12 protein-coding genes are annotated in these 17,400 nt (G+C 67.9%); 3 read left to right on the top strand and 9 right to left on the bottom strand.

Features of this window, described 5'->3' with window-relative positions; all coding sequences use genetic code 11:
* Positions 1–16: 16 nt before the first annotated feature.
* The 4 genes from HWX00_RS00295 to glnA form a co-directional block, all read right to left on the bottom strand.
* Entirely contained in the window at positions 17–2,125 is a 2,109-nt protein-coding gene (locus HWX00_RS00295; protein WP_175027422.1) for a prolyl oligopeptidase family serine peptidase, read from the bottom strand.
* Positions 2,126–2,214: 89 nt separating this feature from the next.
* Positions 2,215–3,723, bottom strand: coding sequence for a nitrogen regulation protein NR(I) (gene ntrC / locus HWX00_RS00290; RefSeq protein WP_175027421.1), 1,509 nt, complete (start codon positions 3,721–3,723; stop codon positions 2,215–2,217).
* Between the two features lie 46 nt (positions 3,724–3,769).
* Positions 3,770–4,912 carry a nitrogen regulation protein NR(II) gene (glnL, locus tag HWX00_RS00285; protein WP_034188960.1) on the bottom strand — a complete coding sequence of 381 codons (1,143 nt, stop codon included), beginning with the start codon at positions 4,910–4,912 and terminating at the stop codon, positions 3,770–3,772.
* A gap of 161 nt (positions 4,913–5,073) precedes the next feature.
* Positions 5,074–6,489, bottom strand: coding sequence for a type I glutamate--ammonia ligase (glnA, locus tag HWX00_RS00280; protein WP_017331833.1), 1,416 nt, complete (start codon positions 6,487–6,489; stop codon positions 5,074–5,076).
* 404 nt (positions 6,490–6,893) lie between these two features.
* Between glnA and HWX00_RS00275 the strand changes: the two genes are divergently transcribed.
* The gene (locus HWX00_RS00275; RefSeq protein WP_006478364.1) at positions 6,894–7,358 is read left to right on the top strand and encodes a rhodanese-like domain-containing protein; all 465 of its coding nucleotides are present in this window, start codon (positions 6,894–6,896) and stop codon (positions 7,356–7,358) included.
* A gap of 112 nt (positions 7,359–7,470) precedes the next feature.
* On the opposite strand, the gene HWX00_RS00270 is transcribed toward HWX00_RS00275, so the two are convergent.
* The 5 genes from HWX00_RS00270 to hrpA all read right to left on the bottom strand — a co-directional run bounded on the left by HWX00_RS00270 (position 7,471) and on the right by hrpA (position 15,588).
* The gene (locus HWX00_RS00270; RefSeq protein WP_049034902.1) at positions 7,471–8,286 is read right to left on the bottom strand and encodes a competence/damage-inducible protein A; all 816 of its coding nucleotides are present in this window, start codon (positions 8,284–8,286) and stop codon (positions 7,471–7,473) included.
* Entirely contained in the window at positions 8,283–9,110 is an 828-nt protein-coding gene (locus HWX00_RS00265) for an EI24 domain-containing protein (protein ID WP_175027420.1), read from the bottom strand. Before HWX00_RS00265 ends, HWX00_RS00270 begins: the two co-directional genes overlap by 4 nt.
* Positions 9,111–9,221: 111 nt before the next feature.
* Positions 9,222–10,196: a sterol desaturase family protein gene (locus HWX00_RS00260; RefSeq protein ID WP_175027419.1), complete on the bottom strand. Its 975-nt coding sequence runs from the start codon at positions 10,194–10,196 to the stop codon at positions 9,222–9,224.
* A 16-nt stretch (positions 10,197–10,212) separates the two neighbouring features.
* Positions 10,213–11,202: a YVTN family beta-propeller repeat protein gene (locus tag HWX00_RS00255; protein WP_034188964.1), complete on the bottom strand. Its 990-nt coding sequence runs from the start codon at positions 11,200–11,202 to the stop codon at positions 10,213–10,215.
* A 180-nt stretch (positions 11,203–11,382) separates the two neighbouring features.
* Positions 11,383–15,588, bottom strand: coding sequence for an ATP-dependent RNA helicase HrpA (gene hrpA / locus HWX00_RS00250; RefSeq protein WP_175868081.1), 4,206 nt, complete (start codon positions 15,586–15,588; stop codon positions 11,383–11,385).
* 23 nt (positions 15,589–15,611) lie between these two features.
* Between hrpA and argA the strand changes: the two genes are divergently transcribed.
* Together argA and HWX00_RS00240 are read left to right on the top strand one after the other, a co-directional pair.
* Complete coding sequence (argA, locus tag HWX00_RS00245) at positions 15,612–16,991, top strand: amino-acid N-acetyltransferase (RefSeq protein ID WP_175028708.1); 1,380 nt, start codon at positions 15,612–15,614, stop codon at positions 16,989–16,991.
* A 50-nt stretch (positions 16,992–17,041) separates the two neighbouring features.
* The gene (locus HWX00_RS00240) at positions 17,042–17,317 is read left to right on the top strand and encodes an oxidative damage protection protein (protein WP_006478357.1); all 276 of its coding nucleotides are present in this window, start codon (positions 17,042–17,044) and stop codon (positions 17,315–17,317) included.
* The last annotated feature ends 83 nt before the right edge of the window (positions 17,318–17,400 follow it).

The following is a 17,400-nucleotide window of genomic DNA, read 5'->3' as shown; positions in this document are numbered from 1 at the left end:
CCATCCGCCCGCGCGCTCAGTGCCGCGCGGGCGCCGGCCCGAGATGGGCCCACAGGAAGCCGAACTCGGCCGCATCGGCCTCCGCACGCTCCAGATCGTCGGCGCTGCCGTGGCCGCCGTCGGTGTTCTCCCAATACCACACCCGTTCGTGACCGAGCGCCTGCATGCGCGCGGCCATCTTGCGCGCATGCGCGGGATGCACGCGGTCGTCGCGCGTCGACGTCGTCAGCAGCAGCGGCGGATACGTGACGCCTTCGCGCACGCGGTGATACGGCGAATACGCGGCCAGCGCCGCGCCCGCGCGCGGATCGTCGGGGTCGCCGTATTCGTCGAGCCATGCGGCGCCCGCGTGCAGCTTCGGATAGCGCTGCATGTCGAGCAGCGGCACGCGGCACAGCACCGCGCCGAACAGCTCCGGCCGCTGCATCATGCACGCGGCGACCAGCAATCCGCCGTTGCTGCCGCCCTCGATCCCGAGCTGCGCGGCCGTCGTCACGCCGGTCGCGGCCAGATCCTCGGCCACCGCGATGAAATCGTCGAATGAACGCTGCCGATGTTCGCGCTGCGCGTCGACGTGCCAGCGCGGCCCGAACTCGCCGCCGCCGCGGATATGCGCGAACGCCATCACGCCGCCGCGTTCGAGCCACCCGATGCCGAACGCGTCGCTGTAGCCCGGCAGGTTCGGGATCGCAAAGCCGCCGTAGCCCGACAGCAAACACGGCCGCGCGACGCGCGCGGCACCGTCGGCCGGATCGAGCGCATCGCGCGGCCCGATCAGCGTGTACGGCACCATCGTGCCGTCCCGCGAGCGCGCGCTCGCGCGGCGCACGACGAGCCCGGCCGCCTCGAACTGCACCGGCGGCCGGTCGAGCAGCACACGGCGCGACGGCGCATCGTCCGCCCGATCGGCAAGATCGGCCAGCCAGCATTCGGGCGGATCGAGATAGGTGTCGACGTCGACGTACACCTCGTCGTTCAGCGTCGCCTCGACGGGTTCGACGTCGATCTGCGCATCGCCCGTCCACTCGAACGGCCGCGCGTCCCATGTCCACGTGCCGTCGTCGGCCTGTCGAGGCTGCCACAGCATCGTCCGGTTGTGCACGTCGTCGAGCCAGCTCGCGATCAGCATCGTGCGCGTGTGCGTCCACGTGCACGCGGATGTGGTCGGCCGCGGCGCGAACAGCGTCGTGAATGCGCGCGACCCGGCCAGGAACGCCTGCTCGCGGATCGCGAGCAGCGAGCCGCCCGCATGGCGCACGCCGTCGCAATCCCAGTCGAGGCGCGGCTCCAGCACGAGCCAGCCTTCCCAGAACCCGACCTCGACGTGCGTCGGCACGTCGTAGCGCGCCCACTCGCCGGCGTCGGTCAGCCAGTAGGCATGCGCGTCGAAGAAGTCGACGCTGCGCCACGCGACGTGACGCCGATCGATCGGATCGAACCACGCCCCGGCGCTGATGTCGTCGGGTTCGCCGCTGAACACGACGGGCGCATCGGCGAGCGCCGTGCCGCGCACCCAGCGCCGCGCTTCGTACGGATAGCCGGCCGCGGTCGCATGCGCTTCGCCGCGATCCCAGCTCACGTAGACGGTGTCGCGGTCGATCCAGCCGACCGTGTGATGGCCCGGCTCGTCGATCGTGAAGCCGCCGTCGACGAAACGGCGTTCGACGAGATCGAATTCGCGCACGACGACCGCGTCGGCACCGCCCGGCGACAGCGACAGCAGCGCGCGATCGCCGTCCGGATACAGGATCGCATCCTGCTCGAACACCCACGACTCGCCCTCTTCGGCACCGAGCGCATCGACGTCGAGCAGCGTTTCCCACGCGGGCCGACCGGCACGCCAGTCGTCCCAGCGCGCGCGGCGCCACAGCCCCTTCGGATGGAGATCGTCCTGCCACAGGTCGTACGCCCAGTCGCGCCAGCGGGTCGGAATCACCGGGCGCTCACGCGGCAGATAGGCCTTGGCGAGACGCGCGGCCAGCGCGCGATACGCATCGTCGTCGCGCAGCGCGGCGCGCGTGCGCGCATTCTGCTCGTCGACCCACGTGCGGGCGCGCTTGCTGTCGAGCGCTTCGAGAAAACGGAACGGGTCGGCCCCGGCGGGCCAGCGGAAGGAATCGGACATTGAGGATCGGCGGAATGGCAAACGGCGTGCAAACCGCGATTATGTCCGATCGCGGCATGCGCGACGCGCGCGCATGCCGCGATTCGTGCTCAGGGCTCCAGGTGGAGTTCCTGGATCTTGCGCGTGATCGTGTTGCGGCCGATACCGAGGCGCTCCGCGGCCTCGACCTTGCGGCCCCGCGTGAAGTCGAGCGCCTCGCGGATCACGGCCGCCTCGAAACGGCGTGCGAGCTCGTCCATCACGTCGGCCGAATTCTCGCGCAACAGCCGCGCGACTTCGGTGCGCAGGCCATGCTCCCACAGCGGATAGCCGTTCGGCACGCTGCCGTTCGGCGCGGCCGCGACGGGCGCGCTCGCCGCCGGCACCGCACCGAGCGCGGGCGGCACGGCCGGCGCGCTGCCGGGCGCATCCGCGCCGTCGCCCGTCGCGACGACCGGCGCGCCGGCCGGCACGAGATCGGGCGGCAGGTCCTTGATCTCGACCGTCTGCGCGGGCGCCATCACGGTCAGCCAGTTCGCGAGGTTCTCGAGCTGCCGGACATTGCCGGGAAACGGCAGCGACGTCAGGTACGCGAGCGCGTCGTCAGACACGCGCTTCGGCTCGACGCCGAGATCGCGTGCGCTCTTCTGCAGGAAGTGGCGCGTGAGCAGCGCGATGTCCTCGCTGCGTTCGCGCAGCGGCGGCAGGCGCAGCCGGATCACGTTGAGCCGGTGGTAAAGGTCCTCGCGGAACAACCCCTGCCGCACGCGCGATTCGAGATTCTGGTGGGTCGCGGCGATCACGCGCACGTTCGCGCGCAGCGGGTTGTGCCCGCCGACGCGGTAGAACTGCCCGTCCGACAGCACGCGCAGCAGGCGCGTCTGCAGGTCGAACGGCATGTCGCCGATTTCGTCGAGGAACAGCGTGCCGTTCTCGGCCTGCTCGAAACGGCCCTGCCGTGTCGTCTGCGCGCCGGTGAACGCGCCGCGCTCGTGGCCGAACAGCTCGGATTCGAGCAGGTCCTTCGGAATCGCCGCGGTGTTCAGCGCGATGAACGGGCCGTTCGCGCGCGGGCTGTGGCGATGCAGCGCCCGGGCGACGAGCTCCTTGCCGGTGCCCGATTCGCCGGTGATCAGCACGGTCGCGGCCGAATGCGACAGGCGGCCGATCGCGCGGAACATGTCCTGCATCGCGGGCGCCTGGCCGAGCATCTCGGGCGCCTCGGCGACGCGCTCGTCCTGCGGCGCGCCGCCGCGCAGGCTTTCCTCCACCGCGCGGCGGATCAGCTCGACGGCCTTGTCGACGTCGAACGGTTTCGCGAGATATTCGAACGCGCCGCCCTGGAACGCCGCGACGGCGCTGTCGAGGTCGGAGAACGCCGTCATGATGATGACGGGCAAGCCCGGCAGCCGCTCGTGCATCGCCTGCAGCAGCTCGAGGCCCGAGCCGCCCGGCATCCGGATGTCGGACACGAGCACCTGCGGCGTCTCGTGGTCGAGCGCGGCCAGCGCATCGCGCACGTTCGCGAAGCTCTTCGTCGCGAAGCTGTCCCGGGCGAGTGCCTTTTCAAGCACCCAGCGGATCGATTGGTCGTCGTCTACTATCCAGATCGGCTTCATAGGTCGGTCAGGTATGGGTGAATCCGGTGAATCGCAATGTCGCCGCTCAATGGTCGAGCGGCAGCAGAATCTGAAATTCGGTACGTCCGGGCCGGCTTTCGACCTCGATCATCCCGTCGTGCTGCTGCACGAAAGTCTGCGCGAGCGTCAGGCCGAGACCACTGCCGTCTTCTCGCCCGGACACGAGCGGATAGAAAATGCGGTCGCGGATCTCGTCCGGAATGCCGGGCCCGTTGTCGATCACGTGCAAGTCCAGTGCCAGCCGGTACAGGCGCTTCGCGATCGTGATCTTGCGCGCGATGCGCGTGCGCAGCTCGATCTTCGCGTCGCCCTGCGCGATCCGCTCGCGCAGCGCCTGCGCCGCGTTGCGCACGATGTTGAGCAGCGCCTGGATCAGTTGCTCCTTGTCGCCGCGCAGGTCCGGCACGCTCACGTCGTAGTCGCGCTCGATCGTGAGCCCGCGCGGAAACTCCGCGAGCATCACCGCGCGCACGCGTTCGCACACTTCGTGGATGTTCACGTCGCCGACGATGTGCGGATGCCGATGCGGCTCCAGCAACCGGTCGACGAGCGTCTGCAGGCGATCGGACTCCTTGATGATCACCTGCGTGTATTCGCGCAACTCGCCGCGCTCGCGCTCGCCCAGTTCGAATTCGAGCAGCTGGGCTGCGCCGCGAATGCCGCCGAGCGGGTTCTTGATCTCGTGCGCGAGGTTGCGGATCAGCTGCTTGTTGACCGCGGTCAGGTCGTGGATGCGCTCTTCCCGGTCGGTACGCGACTGCCGTTCGTTCTCGAACAGCTCGACGAGCACGAAATCGGGCGCCGACTCGAGGAAGCCGACGATCGCATGCACATGCAGCGGTTCGCGGCCGGGCCGGTCGAGCACGGTATCGAGGTGCGTCGCGTGAAAGCGTTCCTCGCCGATCGCGGTGATCGTCGATGCCAGCTCGTTCGCGTTCGGAAAAATCTCGCCCCACGGCCGCTGCGCGAGCTGCCGGCGCGAGATGTCGAGCATCGCCTCCGCCGACGGGTTCGCGAACGCGATCCGCAGCGTCTTGCGGTCGAGCACGATCACGACCGTCGGCAGCGCTTCCAGCCCCGCCAGCAGGCCCGAACGCGCGAGCCGCTCGTCGTCCGTCAGTCGCTCGGGCTGCCCCGTTTTCGCCTTGATCAGATTCTTCAGAACCATCTGCGTGCTTGTCGCGCCTCACCGGGCCAGAAAATGAAAATCACCGGAACAAAAAAGGGACGGCTGGACGCCGTCCCCTTTCAGACTCCGCCGTTCCCGCCGCAGGCCGCGCGACGGGAACGAACCGGCAAAATGGCGCTGAATCGTCGCGCCATCGCCGATTAGAGCGAGTAGTACATCTCGAACTCGATCGGGTGCGTCGTCATGCGGAACTTCGCCAGCTCCTGCTCCTTCAGCGCGAGGTACGCGTCGATCATGCCGTCCGTGAACACGCCGCCGCGCGTCAGGAACTCGCGATCCTTGTCGAGCGCTTCGAGTGCCTGGTCGAGGCCCGCGCAGACGGTCGGGATCTTTGCATCCTCTTCCGGCGGCAGGTCGTACAGGTTCTTGTCCGCGGCTTCGCCCGGATGGATCTTGTTCTGGATCCCGTCGAGCCCGGCCATCATCAGCGCCGTGAAGCACAGGTACGGGTTCGCCATCGGATCCGGGAAGCGCGTTTCGATGCGGCGGCCCTTCGGGTTCGACACGTGCGGAATGCGGATCGATGCCGAACGGTTGCGTGCCGAGTAAGCGAGCTTGACCGGTGCTTCGAAGTGCGGGACCAGACGCTTGTACGAGTTCGTCGTCGGGTTCGTGATCGCGTTCAGTGCACGGGCGTGCTTGATGATGCCGCCGATGTAGAACAGCGCCAGTTCCGACAGGCCGGCGTAGCCGTTGCCCGCGAACAGGTTCTGGCCGTCCTTCCAGATCGACTGGTGAACGTGCATGCCCGAACCGTTGTCGCCGACGACCGGCTTCGGCATGAACGTCGCCGTCTTGCCGTACGAGTGCGCGACGTTGTGGATGATGTACTTCGACCATTGCGTCCAGTCGGCGCGCTGCACCAGCGTCGAGAACTTCGTGCCGATTTCGTTCTGGCCCTGGCCCGCCACTTCGTGGTGGTGCACTTCGACCGGGATGCCGAGCTGTTCGAGCAGCAGGCACATTTCCGAACGCATGTCCTGGAACGTGTCGACCGGCGCGACCGGGAAGTAACCGCCCTTCGTTCCCGGACGGTGGCCCGTGTTGCCGCCTTCGAATTCCTTGCCGGCCGACCACGGTGCTTCTTCCGAGTTGATCTTCACGAAGCAGCCCGACATGTCCGTGTTCCACTGGACCGAGTCGAAAATGAAGAATTCCGGTTCCGGACCGAAGTAGGCCGTGTCGCCGATGCCCGTGCTCTTCAGGTACGCTTCGCCGCGCTTCGCGAGCGAACGCGGATCGCGCTCGTAGCCCTTGCCGTCTGCCGGCTCGACCACGTCGCAGGTCAGCACGAGGGTCGACTCTTCGTAGAACGGGTCGACGAAGGCCGCGCTCGGGTCCGGCATGAGCAGCATGTCCGACGCCTCGATGCCCTTCCAGCCCGCGATCGACGAACCGTCGAATGCATGGCCGCTTTCGAACTTGTCTTCGTCAAACGCCGAAACCGGCACCGACACGTGCTGTTCCTTGCCGCGCGTATCCGTGAAGCGGAAATCGACAAACTTGACGTCCTCGTCCTTCACGAGCTGCATGACGTCGGCGACGGTTTTACTCATAACCTCTTCTCCTGATTGAACAATTCCGGCGGACTGGGAACCGCCTCGTTTATCGAGCTGACCGGGGTCTTGCTTTAGCGCAGCGCGCCCCGATTCGACCGAATTCTATATAGCAGCATCCGTGCCAGCCATCGCAAAACCGACGTAAATCGCGCCGGAGCGCGTCGCGGCGGGACCCGGCTGCGCAATTCCGGGGCCGGCCACCGCACCGGCGGCCGCGCGAACGCACCGAAACGGTGCAATCACGCCAGCGCGCCGTCTCAGCGGAATCATTCTGGTGCATGCACGCCATTCTGCACCCTTTTGGTGAGTGCGTGGCGGTGCATGTGCCTGTCGGTAGACGGGCGTCCGTACCGCGACGCCGCGCTAGAATGTTCGTTTGACCGATACGGAGACTCCCTGCCATGAGTACGCTCGACCAGCTTTACGCGAAGGCCGACGAACGCCGCGCACAAGGCGCGCTCAACTACGCCGGCGCGCTGCTGCCGGTCGAGGCATTCGAACTGCTGCAGCTCGACCCGTCCGCGCGCCTCGTCGACGTGCGCACGCGCGCCGAACTCGACTGGATCGGCCGCCCGCTCGTCGGTGACGGCCAGTACCTGCACCTCGAATGGACGCGCTACCCGGGCGGCGTGCCGAACGCCGAATTCGTCAACGAACTGAAGGCGGCCCTCCCGGCCGATACGCCGATCCTGTTCCTGTGCCGCAGCGCCGCGCGCTCGAAGCTCGCCGCGGTCGCGTCCGCGCAGGCCGGCTTCACGAAGGCGTTCGACCTGCTCGAAGGCTTCGAGGGCGCCAAGGACGCCGAAGGCCACCGCAAGACGGTCGACGGCTGGTGCTTCCGCAAACTGCCGTGGATCGGCGCCTGACGAAGCACGACGCTCGGCGGCGACAGCCTCATCGTCGAGCCGGGCGATGACATGCCGATGACGGGCCGCGTTGCGCGGCCCGTGCTTTTTTTGCGGCCGCGTGGCGGGCCGCTCAGGCGCGCGGCGTATCGGGCTCGACGACGTCGCCGCCGAGCAGGTGCACGCCTTCGCGCAGCTTCACGAACGCGGCCGCGACGGCTTCCGGCTCGCCCTTCACGCCGAGGTCGATGTGACGGCGCGCATAGATGCCGCCGCGCTCCGCATCGCCGACGCTCGGCAGGCTGAACACGCGCACGCCCGGGAAATCGCGCTCGATGCGCTCCATCAGCGGCGTGAGCGTCGATTCCGGCAGCTCGAACACGTACAGCGAGCGCTCCGCGTGCGGCGTCGCGTGATGCAGGTGCGCGTACTTCGTGTCGAGCACCCATTCGATCATCGGCCAGGCCATCACCGGGAAACCCGGCACGAAGTGCAGGTCGCCGGCCGAAAAACCGGGAATGCGGTTATAGCCGTTCGGGATGATGGTCGCGCCCGCCGGAAACACGCCCATGTTGAAGCGGTGCTGGTTCTCCGGCGAATCGAAGTCGACCGGCGTGGCCGGATCGGTATGCGTTTCGCGGATCCGCTCCGAAATCAGCACCTTCGCTTCCGGATGCAGTTCGAGCGGCACGCCGAGCGCGGCGGCCGCGCACTGGCGCGTGTGGTCGTCCGGCGTCGCGCCGATTCCGCCCGTCGAGAACACGATGTCGCCCGACGCGATCGCACGCGCGAGCGTCGCCGTGATGCGCGCCGGATCGTCGCCGACGTATTCGGCCCAGTCGAGCGCGAGGCCGCGCGCGCCGAGCAGTTCGATGACCTTCGCCAGATGCTTGTCCTGCCGCCGGCCCGAAAGGATTTCGTCGCCGATGATGATGATGCCGATGCTCATGCCTGCCCCATGTCGATTGCGGTGGCGCGCGCACTCGCGCGCAGGTCCTCCAGCGCGCGCAGGCAGTAGTGCCCGAACCACAGCGCCGAGAAGACGAGGATGAAAGCGTAAACCCAGATCATGGCCGCCGCGACGAATGGAAACAGCACCATCATCCAGACCGACGACACCCATACGAAGGTCGGTACGGTGCCGAGCAGCCCGGTCGCGACGCCGATGCCGATCAGCGGCCAGCGGTGGCGGCGCACGAGCGCGCGGCGCTCGTCGCGGCTCGCGTGCAGCGCGAGCGCGTCGTAGGTCATCACGCGGTACGTGAGCCAGCCCCAGATCACCGGCGGCAGCAGCGCGAAGAACGGCGGGATCAGCCACAGCGGGATCGTGACGACGAGCAGCACGACGCCGACCAGCGCCGCGCCGAGCGAATTGAACACGCTGCCGAAGAAGGTACCGCCCCGCTTCGGCTCGAGCGCCGCGAACTGCCGGTTCGACAGGTGCTTGATCACGACCGGCATCGAGATCGTCGCGATCAGCAGCAGCACGGTCAGCACGATCAGCGGAATCGCGAGCGACACGACCACGAACGGCGCGACGACCGCTTGCAGCTGCGACATGCCGATCGCGTCGAACGCGCGATACAGCGCGGCCGTCAGCACGAAGCCGTCGAGCGCGCCGCGCGCGAGATCCAGCAGCGTCTGCCACGAAAACCACAGCACGGCGCCCCACAGCAGCGCCGAGACGACGAACGGCATCAGGGTGAGCCACAGCATGCGCGGGTGCAGCGCGCTGGCGATCGCCCGGACGAAGGAGCGCAGCAAGTCGTTCATGCGAACCTGTATCGACGGAGAAAAACGGGGAAAGGATAAACCACACGGCCCGCATGCGCCGAAGCGCATGCGGGCCGTGTAGGAATGCCGTTCAACGGGAGCGGGATCGCGTCAGGCCGACGCCGCGCCGCGCTTCGCGGGGAACAGACGCCGGAAGATCCGCATGAACGCGAGGCCGTGCTGCGACCAGAAGCCGTCGCCGTAGGACACGCCCTCGACCTGCTCGCGGATGCCGGTCGGCTCGACCGTGCGACTCCACGACGCGGTACCGAACATCATGTCCCACCACGGGAACAGCACGCCGAAGTTGCAGCCGTACTTGGTGCCTTCGTGACCGTAGCCGACCGCATGGTGGCGCCGATGGAAGATCGGGCTGACGAGCAGGCGCTCGCCGAGCCAGCCGAACGACAGGCGCGCATTCGTATGCTGGATGCTCTGCATGAAGTTCGTGAACGCGGTCAGCACGACGAACTGCGACGGCGTCACGCCGATCACGAGCGCGATCGCCGCGAAAAAGCACGACTGGATCACGTCGTCGAGCAGGTGGTTGCGGTCGTCGCACCACAGCGACATCTGCCGCTGGCTGTGATGGACCGCGTGCAGCTCCCACCAGATGCCGAACTTGTGCTGCCAGCGGTGATACCAGTAGCCGGCGAAGTCGAGCACGACGAGGTAGATCGCGAACGCGACGATCGGCTGCGAGGTCACGCCCGGCCACAGGTAGTCGAGATTGACGTTCGCGACGCCGTGCAGGCGCAGCCAGGACTGGAAGCTGTCGAACACCGGCTGCAGCGCGAAGAAGAAGAACAGCGTGTAGATGCCGAGCTTCGAGATCGCCGTGTAGATCACGTCGACCCGCACCGCGCGGCGGTTTTTCCAGCGTTCGACCGGCAGCAGCGCCTCGAGCGGGCGCAGCAGCGCGAACATCAGCACCATCTGCAACGCGCCGATGATCACCCAGTACAGCGCGTCGTAGGTGTCCTCGTCATAGTCCATCAGGTTGAACTTGAAGAGGAGCGGCTGCACGACGTCGACGTACAGCCAGGTCTGGATGTCCGACACGAACGCATCGATCAGGTGCAGCATCGCTCGCCTCCGCCCGTCACGCGCCGTTCGCCGCCTTCCACGGCGCGCGGTCGTAGAAGTAGATGCCGTGCGGCGAGCGGCCGACGGCGATCGTCTGCACCAGCTTGCGCGACGCCAGGTCGATGATCCCGACCTTCTTCGCGAAGCGGAACGTCACCCACAGCGTCTTCTTGTCGGCGGACAGTTCCATGTCGTCGGGGCCCGGCAGCAGGCCGGTGATGTCGCCGACGTTGGTGAGCGTGTTCTCGTCGATGATGCTGATCGTGTTCGCGACGCGGTTCGTCACCGCGACGTGCGTGCCGTCGGCGAGCGAGCGGAAGTTGTGCGCGCCCTTGCCGGTGTAGATCTGCTTGACGACCTTCTGGTTGCGCCAGTCGACGACCGCGACGTAATCCGCGCCCGTCATCCCGACCAGCAGGAATTTGTCGTCCGGCGTGAGCCACAGGCCGGCCGGCACCTTGCCGACCTTCATCTTCCACTTGACCGTCTGCGTCGGCAGGTCGATCGCCGCGATCTCGCCGGACACCTGCAGCGACACGAGCAGCGTCTTGCTGTCCTTCGTGAATGCGAGGTGGCTGGGCATCACCGCGAGCGGCACGCGCTTCACGAGGTGCAGGTCGCGGCCGTCGTAACCGTAGATGTCGACGCGGTCGAGCCGCAGGCCGGCCGCCGCGAACCATTTGCGGTCCGGCGAGAAGCCGAGCTGGTAAGGATCGTCGATCCCTTCGACGGTGCGCTGCAGCTTGCCCGTCTTCGGATCGAGGAACATCAGGCTGTTCGAGACCGAATTGGCGACGATCAGCGACGCATTGTCGGGCGTCGCCATCAGGTGATGCGGCTCCTTGCCGGTCGGCATCGTGCTGACGACCTCGCGGGTCTGCTGGTCGATCAGGGAAAGCGTCGCTTCGGCCGAGTTGAGGACGATCACGTTATTCGCGTGTGCGGCGGGCGCCAGTACGGCGGCGGCCAGCGCGAGCGTGCGGCCGAGGGAAAGGAAAGTGCGCATGAAGACTCACGTCGAGGAACAACCGTCATTGTAAAACGTTCAACCGGCCGCGCCGGTTGACGGCGGTCGGTATTGCGCCACTTCGACGCACGCCGCGGCGGCCGGACGAGCCGCCGCGGCAGGCACCGTACGGCCGGCCGGGGCCGTCCGCCGCGGCGGGCCCGGGACGCCGATGTTGCGCTAGCGCTGCATCGACTCCCAGACCTTGTGCAGACGCTTGACAGAGACAGGCATCGGCGTGCGCAGTTCCTGCGCGAACAGCGAAATCCGCAGTTCTTCGAGCAGCCAGCGGAATTCCGCGAGCCGCGCATCGGCGACGCCGCCGCGCTGCGACACCGCGCGCTGGTACTGCTGGACAAGCGGCAGCAGGTCGGCCGACTGCTTCGCGTCGCGCGCCGGATCGGCCTTCAGCTTGTCGACGCGCAGCGCGATGCCCTTCAGGTAGCGCGGGAAATGCGCAAGCTGCGCGTAAGGCGTGTCGATCACGAAGCGCTTGCCGACCAGCGCGGCGAGCTGCTGCTGCAGGTCCGCATGGGCCTGCGCGAACGGCTTCGCCTGCGCGAGCTTCTTCACGAGCCCCGCGTATTCGGCGAGGATCTGGCCGACCAGCCGCGCGATTTCCTGCGCGAGCAGGTTCAGGCGACTCCGGCCCTCGTCGCGGCGCGCATGGAAGCTTGCGTCGTCGTCGGGCAGCGGGTCCTGCAGGCACGCGCGGTCGAGCGCCGTATCGATCAGCTGGTCGCGCAACTCGTCCTGCGTGCCGAGCGACATGTACTGCATCGCCATCTCGCGCAGGCCCGGCAGGTTCTTCTCGAGGAACTTGATCGGCTCCTTCAGCTGCAGCGCGAACAGCCGCCGCAAGCCGGCCCGGTGGATGCGTGCGGCCTCCTCCGGCGAATCGAACACCTCGACGTCGCAATGCGTGCCGCGGTCGACGAGCGCCGGGTAGCCGTACAGCGTCTGGCCGCGCCGGCGGATTTCCAGCAGCTCGGGCAGCTTGCCGAAATTCCACGTCGTCAGGTTCTCGTACAGCGCCGTCGCGCCGGCTTCCGCCGGCGCGGCCGTCTGCGGCGCCGCGCCCTTGCCTGCCTTCGCGTTACGGCCGGCGGCACCGGCCGTGGCCGCCGCCGGCGCCTGGCCGACCGGCTGGCCCGCATCGGCATCGCCGCCCGTCGCGATCGTCGACGCCGCCGCGATCTTCTGGAACTGCTGCTGCGCCTGCGCGCCGAGCTCCTGGCGAAGCTGCGCGAGATTGCGCCCCATCGCCAGCTGGCGGCCGTGCTCGTCGATCACCTTGAAATTCATGAACAGGTGCGCGGGCAGCGTCTCGAGCTTGAAGTCGGCCGTCTTCATCGCGACCTGCGTCTCGCCGCGCACGTCGGCGATCAGCGCCTCGACGAGCCCGCCCGCACCGAAGCGCTCGCGCCCCATCCGCTCGACGAAGCCGGCCGCGTATTCGGGCAGCGGCACGCAGTGCCGGCGCAGCTTCTGCGGCAGCGACTTCAGCAGCAGCTGCACCTTTTCCTTCAGCATCCCCGGCACGAGCCACTCGCAGCGGCGCGCATCGACCTGGTTCAGCGCGTACAGCGGCACCGCGAGCGTCACGCCGTCGCGCGGCGTGCCGGGCTCGAAGTGGTACGTGAGGGCCATCTCGACGCCGGCCATCGTCGCGCGCTTCGGGAACAGCTCGGTCGTCACGCCGGCCGCCTCGTGGCGCATCAGGTCGTCGCGCGACAGGTACAGCAGCCGCAGCTTGTCCTCGGGCTGGCCGCCCTTCTTCACTTCGTCGCGATACCAGCGCTCGAACGCCGCGCCCGTGTAGATCCCCTCGGGAATCGCCTGGTCGTAGAACGCGTAGATCAGCTCGTCGTCGACCAGCACGTCCTGACGGCGCGACTTGTGCTCGAGCTGCTCGATGTCGGCGAGCAGCTTGCGGTTGTGCGCGAAGAACGCGAGCTTCGTGTCGAACTCGCCTTCGACCAGCGCACCACGGATGAACAGCTCGCGGGCACGCGCCGGATCCTGCTTGCCGAACGCGACGCGCCGGCGGTGGTAGATCGGCAGCCCGTACAGCGTCGCGCGCTCGTACGCGCTGACCTGCGCCGGGCGCTTTTCCCAGTGCGGCTCCGACAGCGATTTCTTCAGCAGGTGCGCGCCGATCTTCTCGACCCATTCGGGCTCGATCTTCGCGAGGCAGCGCGCGTACAGCCGGCTCGTCTCGACGAGCTCGGCCGCCATCACCCAGCGGCCGGCCTTCTTCGCGAGCGCGGAGCCCGGCCACAGGTAGAACTTGATGCCGCGCGCGCCGAGATAGTGCGGATCGTCGTCGGCCTTCAGGCCGAGGTTGCCGAGCAGCCCCGTCAACAGGGCCAGATGGACCTGTTCGTAGGTCGCCTCGACTTCGTTCAGGCGCCAGCCGTGCTCGCGCACGACGGTCAGCAACTGCGAATGGACGTCGCGCCATTCGCGCAGCCGCAGGTGCGACAGGAAATTCTGGCGGCACGCGTCGACGAGCTGGCGGTTCGACTTCTTGTGCGCGACGGCCTCTTCGAACCATGCCCAGATCTTCAGCCACTGCAGGAATTCGGAACGCTCGTCGGCAAACCGGCGGTGCGCCTGGTCGGCCTGCTCCTGCGCGTCGATCGGCCGGTCGCGCGGGTCCTGCACGGACAGCGCGCTCGCGATGATCAGCACCTCGCGCAGCGACTGCTGGTCGCGCGCGGCGAGAATCATCCGGCCGACGCGCGGATCGAGCGGCAGCCGCGCGAGTTCGCGGCCGAGCGGCGTCAGCGCGTTGTCGTCGTCGACCGCGCCGAGCTCGTTGAGCAACTGGTAGCCGTCCGCGATCGCGCGGCCGGGCGGCGGTTCGAGGAACGGGAACGATTCGATCGCCGTCAGGTGCAGCGACTTCATCCGCAGGATCACCGACGCGAGCGACGAGCGCAGGATTTCCGGATCGGTGAAGCGCGCGCGCGCCTGGTAGTCGCTTTCCTCGTACAAGCGGATGCAGACGCCGTCGGCCACGCGGCCGCAGCGGCCCGCGCGCTGGTTCGCGGCCGCCTGCGAGATCGACTCGACCTGCAGCTGCTCGACCTTGTTCCGGTACGAATAGCGCTTCACGCGCGCAAGGCCGGTGTCGACCACGTAGCGGATGCCCGGCACTGTCAGCGAGGTTTCGGCGACGTTGGTCGCGAGCACGATCCTGCGCGCGTTCGACGCCTTGAACACCTTGTCCTGGTCGGCCGCCGACAGCCGCGCGAACAGCGGCAGGATCTCGGTGTGCGGCGGATGGTGCTTGCGCAGCGCCTCGGCCGCCTCGCGGATCTCGCGCTCGCCGGGCAGGAACACCAGCACGTCGCCGGGGCCCTCGCGGCACAGCTCGTCGACCGCGTCGACGATCGCGTCCATCAGGTCGCGCTCGGCTTCGCGCGCGGTCTTCACCCGGTCGCGGCCGCCCGTGCCTTCGGCATGCTTCACGGCCGGGCGATCCTCGGCCACCGGGCGGTAACGCATCTCGACCGGATACAGCCGCCCGCTCACCTCGATCACGGGCGCCGGGCGCTCGTCGGTGCCGAAATGGCGCGCGAAGCGATCGGCGTCGATCGTCGCGGACGTGACGATCAGCTTCAGGTCCGGCCGCCTCGGCAGGATTTCCTTCAGGTAGCCGAGCAGGAAATCGATATTCAGGCTGCGCTCGTGCGCCTCGTCGATGATCAGCGTGTCGTACGCCTTCAGCAGCGGGTCGGTCTGCGTCTCGGCGAGCAGGATGCCGTCCGTCATCAGCTTCACGGACGCGCCCGGCGCGAGATTGTCGGTAAAGCGCACCTTGTAGCCGACCACCTCGCCGAACGGCGTGCCGAGTTCCTCGGCGATCCGGCGACCGGTCGACGACGCGGCGAGCCGGCGCGGCTGGGTATGGCCGATCAGGCCCGTGCCGCCGGCGCCGAGGCCGCGGCCGAGATCGAGACAGATCTTCGGCAACTGCGTGGTCTTGCCCGAACCCGTTTCGCCGCAGACGATGACGACCTGATGACCGGCGATCGCGCGCGCGATTTCGTCGCGCTTGCCCGACACGGGCAGGCTTTCGGGGTACGTGATCGGCGGGACGGGATTCGGCGCGACGACCGCTCGCGGCGGACGCTCGCGGCGCGGGGCGCGCTCGCCCGATGCCTGCGGTACGCCCTTCGCGGCCGGCTGGCGCGCGTCGCCGCGCCGTTCGTCGCCGCGCGGCCCGCGCGGTGCGTGTGCCGGCGGGGCCGCCGGCTGGCCCTGCTGCTGGCGCGGCGGCTGGCCCTGCTGCCCGCGTGCGTCGGCCGCACCATCCGGGTGCCTGGCCGACGGCGTATTGGCCCGCGTCGGCGCGGGACTTTTAGAAACATTCGACATGGGGGCGCATTATAATCCCGCCCATGAATTCCCAAACCGACCTCCCCCCCGCCCAGACCAGCGCCGCGACGCCGCCGGCCGCCGACGATTCGGCCGCCAGCCACGCGCAATTCGTCGACTGGATGCGCTCCGTCGCGCCCTATATCCACAAGTTCCGCAACAGCACGTTCGTCGTGGGGTTCGGCGGCGAGGTGGTGCAGCAGGGGCTGCTGAACGCGCTCGTGTCCGACATCGCGCTGCTGCAGGCGATGGGCATCCAGATCGTGCTCGTGCACGGCTCGCGCCCGCAGGTCGAGGAGCAGTTGAGCCTGCACGGTGTCGAATCCGAGTTTTCGCACGGCCTGCGCATCACCGATGCGCGCGCGCTCGAATCCGCGAAGGAAGCGGCCGGCGAAGTGCGTCTCGACATCGAGGCCGCGATCAGCCAGGGTCTGCCGAACTCGCCGATGGCGCACGCGCACATCAGCGTCGTGTCGGGCAACTTCGTCACGGCACGGCCGGTGGGGATTCTCGACGGGGTCGATTTCGCGCATACGGGCATCGTGCGCAAGATCGACGCCGAATCGATCCGTCATTCGCTCGCGAGCCGCAAGCTCGTGCTGCTGTCGCCGCTCGGTTTCTCGCCGACCGGCGAGGCGTTCAACCTGTCGATGGAAGACGTCGCGTCGGCGGCCGCGATCGCGCTGCGCGCCGACAAGATCATCTTCCTGACCGAAGCGCCGGGCATCGTCGACGACGAAGGCGGGCTGATCCGCGAAATGTCGCTCGACGCGGCGGCCGAGTTGCTCGATTCCGGCAACATCCAGGGCGACGACGCGTTCTTCCTGAAGCACTCGATCCGCGCGTGCCGCGGCGGCGTGACGCGGGCGCACCTGATTCCGCAATCGCTCGACGGCAGCATGCTGCTCGAACTGTTCCTGCACGACGGCGTCGGCACGATGATCTCGTACGAGAACCTCGAAAGCCTGCGCGAGGCGACGCCGGACGACGTCGGCGGCATCCTGTCGCTGATCGAGCCGCTCGAGACCGACGGCACGCTGGTGCGACGCGGCCGCCACCAGATCGAACGCGACATCGACCACTTCTCGGTGATCGAGCACGATGGCGTGCTGTTCGGCTGCGCGGCGCTGTACCCGTACCAGCAGGAGAAGATCGGCGAGATGGCGTGCCTGACGGTCGCGCCGGAAGCGCAGGGCTCGGGCGACGGCGAACGCCTGCTCAAGCGCATCGAGCAGCGCGCCCGCGCGCGCGGCCTCACGCACATCTTCGTGCTCACGACGCGCACCGAGCACTGGTTCCTCAAGCGCAGCTTCGTCAAGGTCAGTGTCGACGACCTGCCGGAAGACCGTCGCAAACTCTATAACTGGCAGCGCAAGTCGCTCGTGCTGATGAAGCAGCTCTGAGCGCAGGCACGACTGCCCTCCCCCCAGTTCGATTACAGGAGAAGTACACGATGGCTCGAATGATCCAATGCGCGAAGCTCGGCAAGGAAGCCGAAGGCCTCGATTTCCCGCCGCTGCCGGGCGAACTCGGCAAGCGCATTTACGAGAGCGTCTCGAAGGAAGCATGGCAGGGCTGGCTCAAGCAGCAGACGATGCTGATCAACGAAAACCGCCTGAACATGGCCGACCCGCGTGCGCGCCAGTACCTGATGAAGCAGACCGAAAAATACTTCTTCGGCGACGGCGCGGACCAGGCGTCCGGCTACGTGCCGCCGACGGAAGGCTGATGACGTGACGCGCGGCGCCGGCAGCGCGGCCGCATGATCCGACGAACAACGGCACCGTGTCCCGCACGGTGCCGTTTTTCTTT

The organism is Burkholderia seminalis DSM 23518 (assembly GCF_902832885.1).
In the GTDB taxonomy this organism is placed as follows: domain Bacteria; phylum Pseudomonadota; class Gammaproteobacteria; order Burkholderiales; family Burkholderiaceae; genus Burkholderia; species Burkholderia seminalis.
The sequence above is the reverse complement of the archived record's forward strand: the minus strand, read 5'-3'. Positions and strand labels throughout refer to the sequence as shown.

Bases quoted from the DNA above. Each gene is read 5' to 3' on its own strand.
- HWX00_RS00295 (WP_175027422.1), bottom strand. From the start codon at position 2,125: ATGTCCGATTCCTTCCGCTGGCCCGCCGGGGCCGACCCGTTCCGTTTT.
- ntrC (WP_175027421.1), bottom strand. From the start codon at position 3,723: ATGAAGCCGATCTGGATAGTAGACGACGACCAATCGATCCGCTGGGTG.
- glnL (WP_034188960.1), bottom strand. From the start codon at position 4,912: ATGGTTCTGAAGAATCTGATCAAGGCGAAAACGGGGCAGCCCGAGCGA.
- glnA (WP_017331833.1), bottom strand. From the start codon at position 6,489: ATGAGTAAAACCGTCGCCGACGTCATGCAGCTCGTGAAGGACGAGGAC.
- HWX00_RS00275 (WP_006478364.1), top strand. From the start codon at position 6,894: ATGAGTACGCTCGACCAGCTTTACGCGAAGGCCGACGAACGCCGCGCA.
- HWX00_RS00270 (WP_049034902.1), bottom strand. From the start codon at position 8,286: ATGAGCATCGGCATCATCATCATCGGCGACGAAATCCTTTCGGGCCGG.
- HWX00_RS00265 (WP_175027420.1), bottom strand. From the start codon at position 9,110: ATGAACGACTTGCTGCGCTCCTTCGTCCGGGCGATCGCCAGCGCGCTG.
- HWX00_RS00260 (WP_175027419.1), bottom strand. From the start codon at position 10,196: ATGCTGCACCTGATCGATGCGTTCGTGTCGGACATCCAGACCTGGCTG.
- HWX00_RS00255 (WP_034188964.1), bottom strand. From the start codon at position 11,202: ATGCGCACTTTCCTTTCCCTCGGCCGCACGCTCGCGCTGGCCGCCGCC.
- hrpA (WP_175868081.1), bottom strand. From the start codon at position 15,588: ATGTCGAATGTTTCTAAAAGTCCCGCGCCGACGCGGGCCAATACGCCG.
- argA (WP_175028708.1), top strand. From the start codon at position 15,612: ATGAATTCCCAAACCGACCTCCCCCCCGCCCAGACCAGCGCCGCGACG.
- HWX00_RS00240 (WP_006478357.1), top strand. From the start codon at position 17,042: ATGGCTCGAATGATCCAATGCGCGAAGCTCGGCAAGGAAGCCGAAGGC.